A 15,164-nucleotide genomic window follows, 5' to 3' on the forward strand; every position below is an offset into this window, starting at 1 on the left:
ATGGCTCTTGCCCGCAACCGGCGCCGCGAACGCACGGTGGATTACTGGCCGGGTTTCGTCGACGCGCTGTCGACGCTGCTCATTTCCATCATGTTCCTGCTGACGGTCTTTGTCGTCGGGCAATTCATCCTCAGCCGCGAGATTAGCGGACGCGATGAGGTGCTCAATCGTCTCAACAGTCAGATCAACGAGCTGACGCAGCTTCTCGCGCTTGAAAAGGGCAGCAATCAGGATCTCCAGGATTCGGTCGCCAATCTGCAGGCCTCGCTTGCCAGCGCCGAAGGTGACCGGTCGCGACTGCAGGCGCTGCTGAATGCCGGTTCGGGTGGTCAGGATGCGGCGCAAAAGCGGATCGGCTCGATGACGCAGGAGCTCGACGAGCAGAAGCAGGTGAGCGAGCGGGCGCTCAGCCAGGTCGAGCTGCTGAACCAGCAGATCGCAGCGCTTCGCAGCCAGATTGCCGCCGTCGAAGCAGCCCTTCAGGCCTCGGAGGAGAAAGATCGAGTCTCGCAGACCAAGATCGCCGACCTCGGCAGCCGCCTCAATGTGGCGCTCGCCGCGCGCGTTCAGGAGTTGAACCGCTACCGTTCCGACTTCTTCGGCCGGTTGCGCGAGATCCTTTCGGACCGCGAGAATATCCGCATCGTCGGCGATCGGTTCGTCTTCCAGTCGGAGGTGCTGTTTCCCTCGGGCGGCGCCGATCTCAACCCGGAGGGGCAGACCGAGATGGCGAAGCTTGCTACCGCCCTTCTCGATCTCGCCAAGGAAATTCCGCCCGAGATCAACTGGGTGCTGCGCGTCGATGGCCATACCGACAATGTGCCGCTTGGCGGAACGGGCCGCTATCGCGACAATTGGGAACTCTCCTCGGCGCGCGCGATTTCGGTCGTCAAGTTCCTGATCGCACAGGGCGTGCCGGCCGACCGGCTGGTTGCCGCAGGCTTCGGCGAATTCCAGCCGATCGCGCCTGGCGATACGCCGGATGCGCGCTCTACCAACCGCCGCATCGAGCTGAAGCTGACCGAGAAGTGATTAACTTGATATCGCCTGCCGCGCTTCCTTTAGCCGGCCGGTGAGAAAATCGCGCACGGCGGGGCTGTCGCTAAGGCCGATGGCTGTCATATAGGCATCGGCTGCCGCGGTATCATCGCCGGCCTGGGTCAGGAGAAAGGCACGCGCCGCCCAGTAGGGCTGGTAGCTTGCGATGTCGCGCGGATCGAGCTTGTCGAGTTGCACCAGGCCGGCAGTCGCGCTCGTGGCCCTACCGATCACCGCAGCCTGGCTGACACGCGCACCCAGCGTCGGCTTCATCATCACCAGCGCTGCGTAAAGTGTCGTCAGCGCCTGCCAGTCGGTCGTTCCCGACAGCCGGCGCGCTGCATGCACGGATTGGATCGCCGCCTGGCACTGGAAGGGGCCGAAACGGTCGAAGCCGCTGGCCTTCCGCAGCAGTGCATCCGCCTCGGCAATCATGATCACGTTCCACGCGGCCGCGTCCTGCTCGTCCAGTGGCACATATCGACCGCTATCGTCGCGCCGGGCGCTGCGGCGGGCTTCGCAGTGGAGCATCAGCGACAGTAGGCCGATCGCTTCCGGTTCATCCGGCAGCACCGCCAGAAGCGCACGGCCGAGCCAGATCGCCTCGCCGGCGAGCGAATGGCGCTCTTCCTCACCGTCGAGACCGTCCCAGCCGAGACCGTAGGCCGCGTAGATCGCCGAAAGCACCGTGACGAGCCGCCCGGGCAAGGCGGGGCGAGGCGGGACGGCGAAGGGAATGCCGGCATCGCGGATCTTCACCTTGGCCCGCACCAGCCGCTGGCTCATTGTTTCCGGCGAAACGACGAAGGTCCGTGCGATGGTTCTCGCCTCGATGCCGAGAACGGTCTGCAGCATCAGCGCCGTATGCACGGAGCTGTCGATGGCGGGATGGGTGCAGGCGAAGAGCAGTTTGAGCCGCTCATCGGGAAAGACGGCACTGCCAGCCGCATTCATGCGTTCCTCCGCCTCCTCGAAGGCGACCGATATCGTCGTTTGTGCATTGGCCTCGACAGTGCGGTGGCGAGCAGCCTGCATGAGGTTGCGGCGGGCAGCCACCAGCAGCCAGGCTTCCGGATTGCCAGGAATGCCGCGCTCCGGCCAGACGCGAAGCGCCGAAGCCAGCGCTTCCGACAATGCATCTTCTGCCGCCGGCACGTCGCGCGAGCGGGCGGCGAGAAAGGCGATCAGCTTGCCGTAGGACTGACGCGCCACCTTTTCGGCAGCGCGTCCGGCATCGGGCGGCATGACCACCTCACATCTGCAGGCGCGGGCGCACCTCGACCGAACCCTTGTCGGAGATCGGAACCCGGGTTGCCCATTCGAGCGCGGTGTCCATGTCGGGGACGTCGATCAGATAGAAGCCGCCGAGCTGTTCCTTGCCGTCCGGATAGGGGCCGTCCTGCACATCGTGGTCCTCGCCTTTGCGGCGCACGATCGTGCCGGTCTCCGGGCCGGTCAGCCCGGCGCCGCCAGTCATGATCCCTGCCTGAGCGAGCGCCTGGCTGTAGGCGACCCAGCCGTCGCGATAGGCGGGATCGCTGCGGCGGGCGAAATCCTCGGCGGCTTCGCGAATGATGAGAGCATATTGCATGGAAAACTCCTGATCTCGTTGCTGACGTTGATCCGGGCATGCCGGCGTCGGGGACCGATATCCCGAAAGCCGTGAAGCCCGGCGGAGCGGCGGAGCCGTTCCAAAACAATGAGGCGCGGCCACCGGTCGTTTCGACATGGCTTTCAAAAAAATACGCGAAAAAGAAAAATGGCGCTGAAAATCGCAAGTGCCGGGCTCAAGGGCACCGGCGCTGCTTACGGACGCGAAAGGGCAGGGGCGGCAATCACGCCGCCGCTGCCGGCCTGCTCAGGATTCGGCCTTCGTCTGATCGACGATCTCGGCGCTTGGCGTGTTCTTCTTGATGGATTCGATGGCACTCATGGCGGACGCCTTCGCCTTGTAGCCCTCGGAGGAGAACATGGCTTCCCCGTTCGATGCTTTGAAGCGGAAGCGGAACTCCCCGCCCTTATCCTTATAGACTTCGAATTTATACATAGATGTCTCCCGAAATCCCAAAACGCTGAATTGCAACCATCAGCTTAGCGGAAGCTAGATCAAAATGGCGAGCTTTTCCACTGCCTTAATCAGGATTGGGTTGCTTAGCGTCCAATTGCCACCGTTTCCATTGGACGCAAGCGAATGAGGGCGCCAGCGCCTATACAGTCTGGGTCACTCCATCTGGATGTTCGCGCCCTTGACGACCGGTCCCCATTTGGCGAGTTCGGCCTTCACATGGGCGGCGAGTTCCTCCGGCGTCGAGCCGACGATGGTGGCGCTGAATTCTTTCATCCGTTCCGCGACGGCTGGGTCGGCGAGCGCCTTTTTAGCCGAGGCGTTGAGGCGCATCACCACCTCGCTCGGCGTCTTGGCCGGGGCGAAAAGCGCGTTCCAAGTATAGGTCTCGTAACCTGGAATGCCTGACTCGGCGACGGTCGGTACGTCGGGGAAGGAGGGCGCGCGCTCGGCCGTGGTCACCGCCAGCGCCCGCAGAGTGCCGGCCTTGATGTGGCTCGACGAGGAGGGCAGGTTGTCGAACATGATCGGCACCTGGTTGCCGATGACGTCGTTCAATGCCGGACCAGCACCCTTATAGGGGATGTGCTGCATGCTGACGCCGGCCATGGACTTGAAGAGTTCGCCGGAAAGATGCAGAGGCGTGCCGTTGCCCGATGAGGCGTAGCTGTATTTGTCGGGCTCGGCCTTCAGCAGGGCGACCAGTTCCTGCACGGTCTTTGCCGACAGTTCCGGATTGACGACCAGCACATTCGGCACGACGACGAGCAGCGAAATCGGTGCGAAATCCTTTTCGGCGTCATATGGCGTCGATTTCAGGATCAGCGGATTGAGGGCGTGGGTCGCGACCGTGCCCATCAGGATGGTGTAGCCGTCCGGTTCGGCGCGGGCGACGTTACCGGCGCCGAGATTGCCGCCGGCGCCGGCGACGTTCTGGACGATCACCTGTTGGCCGAGATCCTCCGACATCTTCTGCGCGACGATGCGGGCGACGACATCGGTCGAGCCGCCGGCCGCGAAGGGCACGACCATGGTGATCGCGCGATCGGGAAAATCCGCAGCGGTGGCAGAGGCGCCAGCGGCAATGGCCGCAAGCATACCGAAACCGAGCGCAAGGCCCGCACGTCGCGTCATATCGGAAAGCGCCATTCCTATCTCCTCCCAAGGATTTCAGCAGCAATATCCCCACCCGGGGAATGAAGAGCTTAGGGCAGGACGCGCGAAAGACAACCGTAGAGAAGCGCGGCGGGTTCCAACTTTAGTCGCTGTTGGCGGGAGAAGTGCGCGCCGGCTATTTCGCGGCAGCGAGCACATCCTCATTGGCGGCGTCGAATTGCAGCCGCGCCAGCCGCGCATAGATGCCGCCGTGGCGGATCAGGCTCTGATGCGTGCCCTCTTCGACGACCCGGCCCTGATCCATGACGAGGATACGGTCGGCCTTCAGCACCGTTGCCAGGCGATGGGCGATGACGAGCGTCGTGCGGCCGTCAACCAGTCCATCGAGCGCCTTCTGCACTAACGTCTCGCTTTCGGCGTCGAGCGCCGAGGTTGCCTCGTCAAGCAGCAGCACGGGCGCGTTCTTCAGGATGGCGCGGGCAATGGCGATGCGTTGGCGCTGGCCGCCGGAGAGCGTGATGCCGCGTTCGCCGACCTCGGTCTCGTAGCCCTGGTCCAGCCGGGCGATGAATTCATCGGCCTGGGCGGCAAGGGCTGCGGCGCGGACCTCGTCACGCGAGGCACTGGGACGGCCGAAGGCGATGTTGTCATGGATCGAGGCGGCAAAGATGGTGACGTCCTGCGGCACGATGGCGATGCGCTGGCGCAGCTCATCGGGTGTTGTCAGCTGCGCGTCGACACCATCGATCTTCACGCTGCCCTGCTGCGGATCGTAGAAGCGCAGCAGCAGCGAGAATACGGTGCTCTTGCCGGCACCGGAAGGGCCGACGATGGCGACGGTCTCACCTGGCGTGATCGCGAAGCTTAAGCCATGCAGCGCCGATTTGCCGGGGCGCGAGGGATAGGCAAAATGCACGCCTGAAAATTCGACGCGGCCGCGGCTGGGCGAAGGAAGCGGCTCGGGGCTGGCGGGGGCTGTAATCGGCGAGACCTCGTCGAGAAGCTCGCTTAGCCGGTCTGCAGCACCGGCTGCCTGCGAGAGTTCACCCCAGACTTCCGACAGCGCACCCAGCGAACCGGCGGAGATGACGGCATAGAGCAGGAACTGGCCGAGCGTGCCGGCCGAAAGCGTGCCGGCAAGCACGCTGTGGGCGCCGACCCAGAGCACGGCGACGACGCTGCCGAAGATCAGCGTGATGGCGATTCCGGTTAGCAGTGCGCGCGAGCGGATGGCGGCGCGGGCGGCCTCATAGGCGGATTCGACGGCGGTGCCGTAACGCGTCGCTGCGGCATCCTCGCCGTTGAAGGCCTGGACGGTGCGGGTTGCGCCAATCGTCTCATTGGCGAAGGCGGAGGCATGGGCCAGCGTATCCTGGGCGGCGCGCGAGCGCTTGCGCACCGAGCGGCCGAAGGCGACGAGCGGGAAGACGATCAGCGGGATCGCTCCGATGACGAGGCTCGAAAGCTTCGGCGAGGTGACGATCATCATGCCCATGGCGCCGATACAGAGGATGAAGTTCCTGAGCGCTACCGAGGCGGTGGCGCCGACGGCGGACTTGATCTGCGTCGTATCGGCGGTCAGCCGCGAGACGATCTCGCCGGATTGGTTGACGTCGAAGAAGGAGGGCGACAGCCTGGTCACATGGGAAAAGACGTCGCGGCGGAGATCGGCGACGATGCGCTCGCCGATGGTGATGACGAAATAATAGCGCAGCGCGCTGGCGACTGCGAGCACGATGGCCATGACCATCAGCATGGCGAAGTAGCTGTTGATGAAGCGGCCGTCGGACTGGGTGAAGCCGTGATCGATCATGCGACGCACGGCGAGCGGCAGCGCCAGCGAGGTGATGGCGGCAAGCGCCAGCGACATCAGCGCACCGGCCACCAGGCCGCGATAACGCATGACATAGGGCGTCAGCCTGCCGAGCGGTCGCAGCGATCGCGTCTTGTTTTCCTCAGCCCGTGCCTGCTCTGCCAAATCGTCTCCGATCGCCCGCAGGACCCGCGCAATGCGGCCTGTTGGCTCTTGTTATCTAGGCGTCCTTCATGTATAGGCACCGCATCCTAATGGGAAGCCGTAGCCATCCGACTGCGGCTTCATTTATTCAATCGGTTCGTTGGCCGCAACTGCATGCGGCAAATTGAACTCCGGTATCGCAGGAAGATTGTTATGAAGGCAGGCATCCATCCCGAATATCACATGATCAAGGTGGTCATGACCGATGGCACTGAGTACGAAACCCGCTCGACCTGGGGTTCGGAGGGCGCTGTCATGAACCTCGAAATCGATTCCAAGTCGCATCCGGCCTGGACCGGCGGCAATCAGCAGCTCATGGACCGCGGTGGCCGCGTCTCCAAGTTCAACAAGCGTTTCGGCGGCCTCGGCCTCTAATCGCTTTTGCTCGACGGAATTCGAAGAGCCCGGTTTCGCCGGGCTTTTTTGCGTTCGCAACGGCTTACAGCGCCGCGCGTCTTTTCGGACGTGCAAAGGACGTTCCAGGGATGCCGGTGGTGAGCGGCAAAACAAAAAAACCGGCCGCGTAAGACGCAGCCGGTTTGTATTCGAATTCTTGCAAGTCCGGTCAGTTGTTGCCGAAGGCGGTCTGCAACAGGGAAAGCTGGGCCTGGACGCTGTTCTGATTGTCATGAACGATCACCGCTTCGGACGGGCGGTAGATCTCGCGGTCAAGCAGGGCAATGCGGTTCTGCAGACGCAGCGAGCGTTCGACGAGGTCGCGGAAGGATTCCGGCAGGTCGCCCCAGCCGGGTGCGGCGCGGTCGACGTTGAAGCCGTCGAGGCGAACCTTGTTCTTTTCAGCCAGCACCTGATCGCGAGACATTTCGCCATTGTTGACGGCGCGCTGCAACAGCAGCCAGGAGGCCATCTGCATCAGGCGGGTGGTGAGACGCATCGATTCCGCCGCGTAGAGAACCGAGGCCATCCGCGGCAGAACCTTGGAGGCGGCGCGGCCCTGACCGTCGAGATAAGCGGCAGTCTCTTCAACCAGCGACATGCCTTCCGCATAAAGTGCCTTGAACTGCGAGGATGCAGCGGCGCGGCCTGCAAAACTGATCGTGTTCAATCCAACTTCCGACATCGCAATAGTCCCTGTTCGCACGCAGCTACATATAGTCAGGTAACGCCGGTGCCGACGGAAAAGTTTCCAGGCCCGGTCTTTATGACTTTAAGATGGTATCATTAGCCCAAATGCGCAAGCCGTTTCTTAAGAAAGGGTTAATCTCCACAGTTTGGTGGAAGTGCGCCGGCCATAGGAAAAAGAAGAGCCGCAAACGCGGCTCTCAAGGTAAAACAGGGAGAAAAATCAGACCAATTCACCGCTTGGAAAACTGTCTGAGATCCAGAGGAAATCCGGATGAATACAGTAATACCTTATAAAGCTTAATATTTTATTAACATTGTGCCGGATTAAGACTTGAGGCGGGCTATTTCATCCGCCTATAGCCTTGTTTTTCGAGGTTTTTATCGGATCACGAGCGGAAGAAGCTTTCCGCCGCCTGCCGCCCGGAGGCTTTGCGGGCGGCCTCGGCCTCAAGACGGGCGATCTCCGTCTTCAGCAATTCCACCCGCGCCTTCAATTCGTCGACCGAAAGCATGGAGAGATCGGCGCCGATCTCGTGGGCGACTTTCTTCTGCGGCCGGTCATCATCGATGAAGCTCATGGTTCGTCCTCCGTTCGCTGCCTAACCAAACTTTACAGCAGGATCGTCGCTTTCGGGAGACTTTCCGGCTTCGGGAGGTTTGCCGGCGCCGCGATCGGCAAGCGACATGCTTTGCGGTGTCAGGATCGCCGAGGTGCCGGTCGGGATCGTCGTGTAGGCGTCGCGGTCGCTGGCGGGGACCGCGGCGCGGATGCGGCTCCTGATGATGGCATAAACGGTGATCAGCACATGGGCGATGGCGGTGACGAGGAAAAGCGCATGTGGTGTGATCGCCGACATGACGGGACCGCTGAGCGTCGGGCCGATCACCGTGCCGATGCCATAGAGCAGCAGCAGGCCGCCAGAGACCTTGACGAAATCCTCCGATGCCGCGAAGTCGTTCGCGTGGGCGACGGCGATCGGATAGAGCGTATTCGCCACGGCGCCGTAAAGGACGACGAGCCCGATCAGCAAGGCGGGGGACGTCGGGTGGAGCAGGAAGATCAGCAGGCCGGCAAGGGCGGCGATCCCCGACATGGCAGCGAGCACGTAACGCCGGTCGATGCGATCGGAAAGCCGGCCGGCCGGCAGCTGCATCACGGCCCCGGCGAAGATGGTGGCGCTCATCATGACGGCGATGCTGGTGTCGGAGAGGCCGGCGCCGGCGCCGAAGACGGCGCCGAGCGTGCCGTAGGCACCGTTGGCGATGCCGACGAGCAAGATGCCGAGGCAGGAGACCGGCGAGTTGCGATAGAGCGCCGGCAGGTCGAGGCGCACCGCCTTCAGCGGCTGCGGCGAAGCGGCGGTCGACAGCGTCGTCGGCAGCATGGCGATGCAATAGAAGATGCCGCAGATCATGAACAGCACCGGTGTGCGCACATCCTCGAGCGGGATCATCATCTGGCCGCCGACGACGCCGATGAGTGTGATGCCGATATAGAGCGAGAAAATCGCGCCGCGACTCTCGTTGCTGGCGCGCTCATTCAGCCAGCTTTCGATGATCATAGACGTGCCGGCGGTGGAGAAGCCGGTGACGGCGCGCAGGACCACCCACCAGATCGGATCGATGATGATGCCGCTGACCAACGCAATGATGGCGATGATCGAGATGAAGCCGGAAAAGGCACGCACATGGCCGACACGGCGGACGATCTTCGGCGCAACCAGGCAGCCGATGACGAAGCCCCCGGCCCATGAGGTGCCGAGCAGGCCAAGCGTCGTCGTTCCGTAGCCTTCGAGATTGCCGCGCACCGGAAGCAGGATGCCCTGCAGGCCGTTGCCCATGAAAAGGAAGAGCGTGCCAAAGAGCAGCGCGGCGACGGACAGCAGATTTCTCTTCATTTCCCCAGACTCAGTCTTAGCGATTTGCAATGACATAAGGCAGGACCTGCGTCAGCCCAGCCTCAAGATGATTGATTGTGCCCCGGAATGTCTTTACGGCGTGTCGAGATCCTCTTGTTCGCGCGGAAAAATGTCCGTCCTGTGACATTCCGAAAAACGGAAAAAATAAAGCATGACAAAGCTGATAGCCTTGCTGCTCATCCTTGCCATGGCGATACAAGTGATCAAGCCGCTCGGGCTTCCCGGCCTCAGGCGGCGAATGGATTTCTGGAAGCTCGCGCTGATCGCTTTCGCCGTATGGGCAGTGGCTCTGCTTTCGCGCGATTTCCTGATGTAACCCCGGATTACGTGTAACGCGGGGGTACGGTCCGGGCTGCGACCGTCAGTCTTGCAAGCTAATTTCGCCGCGCATGACGGATACACAGCCTCCCGAGATGACGACATCGGTGACGATGCCGTCGGATTTCACGACATCAAGGGTGATGACGCTGCGGCGGCCCATTTCGACGCCCTGTTCAATGGCGATGCGGACTTTCATATCGGCCTCCAGCGCAAGCGAGACGAGATAGGCGCCAAGCGCGGCAGAAGCGCTGCCCGTTGCCGGATCCTCGGGCACATTGTCGAGGGGCGCGAACATGCGGGCGCGAATATTCCATGGATCTTCGGCTGTCCTCACATAGAGGAAGAGCGAGAAGTCGTGGCCGCTGGTCGCCTGGCGGCCGGCAGCTGCCTGGAACCCGGCAAGGTTTGGGCGGACGGCGGCCAGCGCCTCGAGCCCATTCACTTCTGCAACGGCGAAATTCAGGCCGACGGATGCAAAGGCCGGGGCATGGGTGGTGCTGACGATGACACCGGGGTCGAGCGAGACACAGCCGGCGATGGTTTCCGCGGCTATGGTGTCGCCGATCGTCAGCGGCTGCGGCGCGCGGATGGCGGCACCAGCAACCTTTCCGCCGCTGCGTTTCAGGCTGACTTCGACGATGCCGGCCTTTTCCTCGAAACGCAGCGTATCGCCGACCGGCTTGCCGAAAATCTCCGCCTGCTGGCCGAGCACATAGGCGGTGCCGACGTTCGGATGGCCGGCAAAGGGTATTTCCATCGTCGGGGTGAAGATGCGCACGCGGGCGGAATTTTGCGGGTCTTCCGGCGGCAGGACGAAGGTGACTTCGGAATAATTGAACTCGGTGGCGATCTTTTGCATCGCCGCATCGCTCAGACCGCGCGCATCGGAGATGACAGCAAGCGGATTGCCCTCGAAGCGGGTGGAGGTGAAGACATCGACGGTGACGTAGGAGAGGGTGTTCATGGCGGCTCCTGCTGTGACAGGGCGCTATGAGTAATCACGGTTTTTCGCGGAACGAAGCGGTTTCTTGTCGCCGTGACAATGAGAGGGAAGGAAACGGCAGAGAGGGCAGGAAGCTGCGTTCGCCGCTCCCTGCCCATTAGTTCAAACCTCCAAAAACTCAGGCGGCCTTTTCCAGGTCTTTCTTCCAGCTGCCCTTGGCGGCAAGGCTGTTCATCTCGGCGCGGTGGGTGAATTCGCGTTGGCCGGCAGCGACGTTTTCCTGCTTGCCGTTCCAGGCCCTGAGCGCGCTGTCCTGCAGGGCGCGGCCGTAGGAGAAGGTGACGAACCAGGGCAGGTCGCCGCTGGCATTGATCGCCGAAAGATGGGCTGTCGCTTCTTCGGTCGTCTGGCCGCCGGAAAGGAAGGCGATGCCGGGAACAGCGGGAGGTACGGTCGCCTTCAGCACCTTGACGGTGCGTTCTGCAACTTCGGCGACCAAGGCCTTGCGGGCGTTCTTGCCGTCGATCACCATGTTCGGCTTGAGGATCATGCCTTCGAGGTTGACGCGGGCCTCGGCCAGTTCCTCGAAAACGATGCGCAGCGTGGATTCGGTCACTTCGGCGCAGCGGTCAATATTGTGGTCGCCCGGCTTTCCGTCCATCAGGCATTCCGGCTCGACGATCGGAACGATCCCGGCTTCTTGGCAAAGTGCGGCATAACGAGCAAGCGCCTGAGCGTTGGCGCGGACGGAACCGCGGGTCGGCAAGATTGACGAGATGGCGATGACGCCGCGCCACTTGGCGAAGCGGGCGCCGGCTTCATAATATCTGGCGAGGCGCTCGCCGAGGCCGTCGAGGCCTTCGGTAATGGTTTCAGCGGGATATTTGGCCATCGGCTTGGCGCCGGTATCGACCTTGATACCGGGGATGGCGCCGGCTGCGCGGATGATATCGACGAAGGGCGTGCCGTCCGCGGCCTTCTGGAACAACGTCTCTTCGAAGAGGATGACGCCGGAGATATATTTCTTCATCGCCTCGTCGGAGCGGAAGAGCATTTCCCGGTAGTCCCGCCGGCTCGTTTCGGTCGATTCGAGGTTGATCGTGTCGAAACGCTTCTTGATGGTGGAGGTCGATTCATCGGCGGCGAGCAGCCCCCGGCCGCCCGCAACCATCTGCACTGCAATGTCTTCCAGTCGTTCGCTCATTTCGTTCTCTCCACAACAATAAACATCGGCACTTGAGGAATATAGAACGCGGATAACAGAAGTTGATAGCGAGGAAAATGGAAGGCTAAGTCATTGAAACGATTGAATCCAATTCAATCGTTTGAAAATTTGGGATTTTTTTCATCATCTGAGCAAAAGACCGCGGAAGCTTCTTTTCTTCCACGGTCTATCCACATGTAAAATCTGCGAAATCAGTCTGGGTAGTTATCTAGCAGCGTTGAGGACGGCGACGCCGGGAAGCTCTTTGCCTTCCATCCATTCGAGGAAGGCGCCGCCGGCGGTCGAAACATAGGTGAAATCGTCGGCAACGCCGGCATGGTTGAGCGCCGAGACGGTGTCGCCGCCGCCGGCAACGGAGGTGAGCTTGCCGGCTATGGTGCGCCCAGCGGCGTATTTCGCGGCAGCGACCGTTGCAGCATCGAAGGGTTCGATCTCAAAGGCGCCGAGCGGGCCGTTCCAGACCAGGGTTGCGGCGCGCTCGATCCAGGCATTGATGGCCTCAACGGATTTCGGGCCGACATCGAGCACCATGGCATCGGCAGGAATGGCGTTGATATCGACCGTCTCGTTGGCGGCACCCGCCTTGAACTCGCGAGCGATCACGCCATCCTCGGGCAGGATAATGGCGCAGCCGGCGGTAGCCGCCTCGATCATGATCTGCTTGGCGGTCTCGGCAAGATCATGTTCGCAGAGCGACTTGCCGACATTGGTGCCGCGGGCGGCGATGAAGGTATTCGCCATGCCACCACCGATGACGAGCGCATCGACCTTCTTCACGAGGTTCATCAACAGGTCTATCTTGGTGGAGACCTTGGCGCCGCCGACGATCGCGACGACAGGGCGAGCGGGATCACCGAGGCCCTTTTCCAACGCTTCCAGCTCGGCCTGCATGGTGCGGCCGGCATGGGCCGGCAGGTGGTGGGCAAGACCCTCGGTCGAGGCATGGGCGCGGTGGGCGGCCGAAAAGGCGTCGTTGACGTAGATGTCGCCGTTGGCGGCAAGCGCCTTGGTGAAGTCGGAGTCGTTGTTTTCCTCGCCCTTGTGGAAGCGGGTGTTTTCCAGAAGCAGGATATCGCCGTCATTCATCGCGGCAACGGCGGAGGCGGCGGCTTCGCCGATGCAGTCGGAGGCCGTCAGCACGGCATGATCAAGCACTTCCTCGACGGAAGGGGCGATCAGCGACAGCGACAGCTCCGGCGAAGGGCCATCCTTCGGCCGGCCAAAATGGGCCAGCAGGATCACCTTGGCACCCTTTTCGGACAATTCGAGGATCGTCGGCGCCACACGCTCGATGCGCGTCACATCGGTGACCTTGCCGTCTTTCACCGGGACGTTGAGGTCGACGCGGACGAGAACGCGCTTGCCGCGGATGTCGGAAAGATCGTCGAGGGTCTTGAAAGAAGGCATGGGGAGGATCCTGTCGTGGTTGGCGAAAGTTGCGCCGAACATAGCAAGGATCATTCGAGACGCAAGGCGTTCAGCGGCCGTTTTCGCGTGTGCCTTCGTCGCGTCCGGCTGGTGGTTTCGGTGTGCTTTCGGAAGCTGCGGTTTCCCGGTTCCGGCGTCCGTTCAGTCGGTCGCGGATGCGCTGGATGATGTCCTTGAGATTGAGGAAGATCGGCAGCGTAATTGCCGGTTCGACTGCTTCGAGCGACATGCCGACGGAGGTGATGTGATCGTGCTCGTCGAGATCGCGGACGATGAGGATGATCGAGCCGAGGCGGACGCGGTCGGCATAATCGGCCTTGCCGCCGAGCCGCTGCCGCATCAATTCGGCGATCGTCAGGCCCTTTTCGGATTCGTTGAGCAGGCCGGGGCCATAGGCGGCGTCGAGATCGGCGGCGGGGCGGGCGGGAGAGAGCGCGAAGGCCCCGAAGAATTCGGCATCGTCGTCATCGACAGGCGCCCGGCTGGCGAAGAGCCGGTCGAGCAGGCGGGAATAGCTCGGCACGATGAAGAGGTAGACGAGATCGTGCTCGCGCAGCCGCCCGGCATATTGATAGCGCATCGACTTGCCGTCGCGGATGACGAGCGAGGGGGTCGCCCAGCGCGGAATGCGCTCGCCGCGCAGCACCGGGCTATCCTTGATGACGCGGTAGGAGAGCAGTTCGTGGTTGGCTGCGCCCGGCAGGTCGACCTCAACCTTGTCGACGGCGCCGATGCGCGGCGGAATGATCAGCCCGAGCTTCTTGGCGACGGGTTTGATCGTCCAGCCCTGGAGGAGCAGCGAGACCAGCACGATGATGAAGGCGGTGTTGAAATAGATCTGGCCGTTCTCAAGCCCGCCGAGGATCGGCATGATGGCAAGCAGGATGGAGACGGCGCCGCGCAGGCCGACCCAGGCAACGAAGCCGATTTCCTGCTGCGTGTAATCGAAGGGAAGCAGCGACAGCCAGATCGCCAACGGCCGGGCGACGAAGATCAGGAAGAGGGCGAGCAGGATGGCCGGCACGATGATGGCAGGGAATTGCGACGGCGTGGCGAGCAGGCCGAGCACCAGGAACATGATGATCTGCGCCAGCCAGGTCATGCCGTCCTGGAAGCGCTTGATGGTGCCGATCGCCTGCATCTTGCGGTTTCCGGCGTAGATGCCGGCAACATAGACGGCGAGGAATCCGCTGCCGCCAACCGCGCCGGTGAAGGAGAAGACGAGAAGAGCGAGCGCCAGCACGAAGATCGGTGTCAGGCCGCGATCGGTATCGAGCTTGCTGACGATCAGCACGATCATCATGCCGCCGAGCAGGCCGAGAATGACGCCGAGGCCCATCTGCTGCACGAACATGGCGAGCATGCCGATATTGATGCCGGCATAACGCTCGCCGCTCGCCAGCACCTCGACGAGGGCGATGGTGAGGAAGATCGCCATCGGGTCGTTGGTGCCGGATTCGACTTCCAGCGTCGAGCGCACCTTGTCACGGATGTTGATGCCGCCAATGCGCAGCAGGAAGAAGACGGCGGCGGCATCCGTCGATGCGACGATCGAGCCGAGCAGCAGTCCTTCCAGCCAGGTGAAATTCAAAAGCCACATGGCGGCGAAGGCAAAGAGCGAGGCGGTGATCAGCACGCCGACCGAGGCGAGCGCCAGAGAGGGCACGGCCGCCAGCCGGAAGGCCTGTATCGGCGTGCCGAAGCCGGAATCGAACAGGATGACGGCCAGCGCGATGGAGCCGAGAATATAGGCGAGATAATTGTTGCTGAACTCGATGCCGAGGCCATCGACGCCGGCAGCAAGGCCGATCATCAGGAAGAGCAGCAGCAGGGGGGCGCCGAAGCGGAAGGCGAGCAGGCTCGAAAAAGCGGCAAGAAGCACGAGTGCCGTCGAAACCAGCACCACGATATAGAACGCTTCCATGCCCACCCCTTTCCATCGACTGCTTCGCGAACACACCCGCCCGGCCGATCCGCCTTAATTCACCCCCTCCGTCACGCGCGGC

The 15,164-nt window shown here is 62.4% G+C and carries 15 protein-coding genes; 3 read left to right on the top strand and 12 right to left on the bottom strand.

From position 1 onward, the window contains the following. Positions 1-1,032 carry a peptidoglycan -binding protein gene (locus BS630_RS25160; RefSeq protein WP_077979544.1) on the top strand — a complete coding sequence of 344 codons (1,032 nt, stop codon included), beginning with the start codon at positions 1-3 and terminating at the stop codon, positions 1,030-1,032. Here the strand turns inward: BS630_RS25160 and BS630_RS25165 are convergent, their stop codons facing one another. From BS630_RS25165 to BS630_RS25185, 5 genes are all read right to left on the bottom strand, one after another. Beyond that, complete coding sequence (locus tag BS630_RS25165; RefSeq protein ID WP_077979545.1) at positions 1,033-2,283, bottom strand: RNA polymerase sigma factor; 1,251 nt, start codon at positions 2,281-2,283, stop codon at positions 1,033-1,035. Positions 2,284-2,290: 7 nt separating this feature from the next. Then, positions 2,291-2,629: a YciI family protein gene (locus tag BS630_RS25170; RefSeq protein ID WP_077979546.1), complete on the bottom strand. Its 339-nt coding sequence runs from the start codon at positions 2,627-2,629 to the stop codon at positions 2,291-2,293. 267 nt (positions 2,630-2,896) lie between these two features. Then, positions 2,897-3,085 carry a YegP family protein gene (locus BS630_RS25175; protein ID WP_003542808.1) on the bottom strand — a complete coding sequence of 63 codons (189 nt, stop codon included), beginning with the start codon at positions 3,083-3,085 and terminating at the stop codon, positions 2,897-2,899. A 174-nt stretch (positions 3,086-3,259) separates the two neighbouring features. Next, positions 3,260-4,252 (bottom strand): Bug family tripartite tricarboxylate transporter substrate binding protein, encoded by a 993-nt coding sequence (locus BS630_RS25180; RefSeq protein ID WP_077979547.1) that lies wholly within the window; start codon positions 4,250-4,252, stop codon positions 3,260-3,262. A 142-nt stretch (positions 4,253-4,394) separates the two neighbouring features. After that, positions 4,395-6,197: an ABC transporter transmembrane domain-containing protein gene (locus BS630_RS25185; RefSeq protein WP_077979548.1), complete on the bottom strand. Its 1,803-nt coding sequence runs from the start codon at positions 6,195-6,197 to the stop codon at positions 4,395-4,397. Positions 6,198-6,389: 192 nt separating this feature from the next. On the opposite strand from BS630_RS25185, the gene rpmE reads away from it, so the two are divergent. Further along, positions 6,390-6,611, top strand: a complete 222-nt coding sequence (rpmE, locus tag BS630_RS25190; RefSeq protein ID WP_003542805.1) for a 50S ribosomal protein L31 — start codon at positions 6,390-6,392, stop codon at positions 6,609-6,611. A gap of 190 nt (positions 6,612-6,801) precedes the next feature. On the opposite strand, the gene rcdA is transcribed toward rpmE, so the two are convergent. From rcdA to BS630_RS25205, 3 genes are all read right to left on the bottom strand, one after another. After that, positions 6,802-7,317: a protease adaptor protein RcdA gene (gene rcdA, locus BS630_RS25195; protein ID WP_003542804.1), complete on the bottom strand. Its 516-nt coding sequence runs from the start codon at positions 7,315-7,317 to the stop codon at positions 6,802-6,804. A gap of 391 nt (positions 7,318-7,708) precedes the next feature. Further along, positions 7,709-7,900, bottom strand: a complete 192-nt coding sequence (locus BS630_RS25200) for a DUF1192 domain-containing protein (RefSeq protein ID WP_003542803.1) — start codon at positions 7,898-7,900, stop codon at positions 7,709-7,711. 21 nt (positions 7,901-7,921) lie between these two features. Beyond that, positions 7,922-9,220, bottom strand: a complete 1,299-nt coding sequence (locus BS630_RS25205; RefSeq protein ID WP_077979549.1) for an MFS transporter — start codon at positions 9,218-9,220, stop codon at positions 7,922-7,924. A 172-nt stretch (positions 9,221-9,392) separates the two neighbouring features. Between BS630_RS25205 and BS630_RS37460 the strand changes: the two genes are divergently transcribed. Continuing rightward, positions 9,393-9,557: a hypothetical protein gene (locus BS630_RS37460; RefSeq protein ID WP_003542801.1), complete on the top strand. Its 165-nt coding sequence runs from the start codon at positions 9,393-9,395 to the stop codon at positions 9,555-9,557. Between the two features lie 45 nt (positions 9,558-9,602). On the opposite strand, the gene BS630_RS25210 is transcribed toward BS630_RS37460, so the two are convergent. From BS630_RS25210 to BS630_RS25225, 4 genes are all read right to left on the bottom strand, one after another. Further along, the gene (locus BS630_RS25210; RefSeq protein WP_077979550.1) at positions 9,603-10,526 is read right to left on the bottom strand and encodes a PhzF family phenazine biosynthesis protein; all 924 of its coding nucleotides are present in this window, start codon (positions 10,524-10,526) and stop codon (positions 9,603-9,605) included. Between the two features lie 157 nt (positions 10,527-10,683). Continuing rightward, positions 10,684-11,709 carry a class I fructose-bisphosphate aldolase gene (locus BS630_RS25215; protein ID WP_077979551.1) on the bottom strand — a complete coding sequence of 342 codons (1,026 nt, stop codon included), beginning with the start codon at positions 11,707-11,709 and terminating at the stop codon, positions 10,684-10,686. A 225-nt stretch (positions 11,710-11,934) separates the two neighbouring features. Beyond that, the gene (locus tag BS630_RS25220; RefSeq protein WP_170269174.1) at positions 11,935-13,137 is read right to left on the bottom strand and encodes a phosphoglycerate kinase; all 1,203 of its coding nucleotides are present in this window, start codon (positions 13,135-13,137) and stop codon (positions 11,935-11,937) included. Positions 13,138-13,207: 70 nt separating this feature from the next. Next, positions 13,208-15,082, bottom strand: a complete 1,875-nt coding sequence (locus BS630_RS25225) for a potassium/proton antiporter (protein WP_026158864.1) — start codon at positions 15,080-15,082, stop codon at positions 13,208-13,210. Between the last annotated feature and the right edge of the window lie 82 nt (positions 15,083-15,164).

The sequence above is a fragment of the Rhizobium laguerreae genome (assembly GCF_002008165.1).
GTDB classification, from domain to species: Bacteria; Pseudomonadota; Alphaproteobacteria; order Rhizobiales; family Rhizobiaceae; genus Rhizobium; species Rhizobium laguerreae.

Coding starts and splice junctions, on each gene's coding strand:
- BS630_RS25210 (WP_077979550.1), bottom strand. CDS start 10,526: ATGAACACCCTCTCCTACGTCACCGTCGATGTCTTCACCTCCACCCGC.
- BS630_RS25225 (WP_026158864.1), bottom strand. CDS start 15,082: ATGGAAGCGTTCTATATCGTGGTGCTGGTTTCGACGGCACTCGTGCTT.
- BS630_RS25205 (WP_077979549.1), bottom strand. CDS start 9,220: ATGAAGAGAAATCTGCTGTCCGTCGCCGCGCTGCTCTTTGGCACGCTC.
- BS630_RS25180 (WP_077979547.1), bottom strand. CDS start 4,252: ATGGCGCTTTCCGATATGACGCGACGTGCGGGCCTTGCGCTCGGTTTC.
- BS630_RS25200 (WP_003542803.1), bottom strand. CDS start 7,900: ATGAGCTTCATCGATGATGACCGGCCGCAGAAGAAAGTCGCCCACGAG.
- BS630_RS25165 (WP_077979545.1), bottom strand. CDS start 2,283: ATGCCGCCCGATGCCGGACGCGCTGCCGAAAAGGTGGCGCGTCAGTCC.
- BS630_RS25220 (WP_170269174.1), bottom strand. CDS start 13,137: ATGCCTTCTTTCAAGACCCTCGACGATCTTTCCGACATCCGCGGCAAG.
- BS630_RS25160 (WP_077979544.1), top strand. CDS start 1: ATGGCTCTTGCCCGCAACCGGCGCCGCGAACGCACGGTGGATTACTGG.
- rpmE (WP_003542805.1), top strand. CDS start 6,390: ATGAAGGCAGGCATCCATCCCGAATATCACATGATCAAGGTGGTCATG.
- rcdA (WP_003542804.1), bottom strand. CDS start 7,317: ATGTCGGAAGTTGGATTGAACACGATCAGTTTTGCAGGCCGCGCCGCT.
- BS630_RS25215 (WP_077979551.1), bottom strand. CDS start 11,709: ATGAGCGAACGACTGGAAGACATTGCAGTGCAGATGGTTGCGGGCGGC.
- BS630_RS25175 (WP_003542808.1), bottom strand. CDS start 3,085: ATGTATAAATTCGAAGTCTATAAGGATAAGGGCGGGGAGTTCCGCTTC.
- BS630_RS25170 (WP_077979546.1), bottom strand. CDS start 2,629: ATGCAATATGCTCTCATCATTCGCGAAGCCGCCGAGGATTTCGCCCGC.
- BS630_RS37460 (WP_003542801.1), top strand. CDS start 9,393: ATGACAAAGCTGATAGCCTTGCTGCTCATCCTTGCCATGGCGATACAA.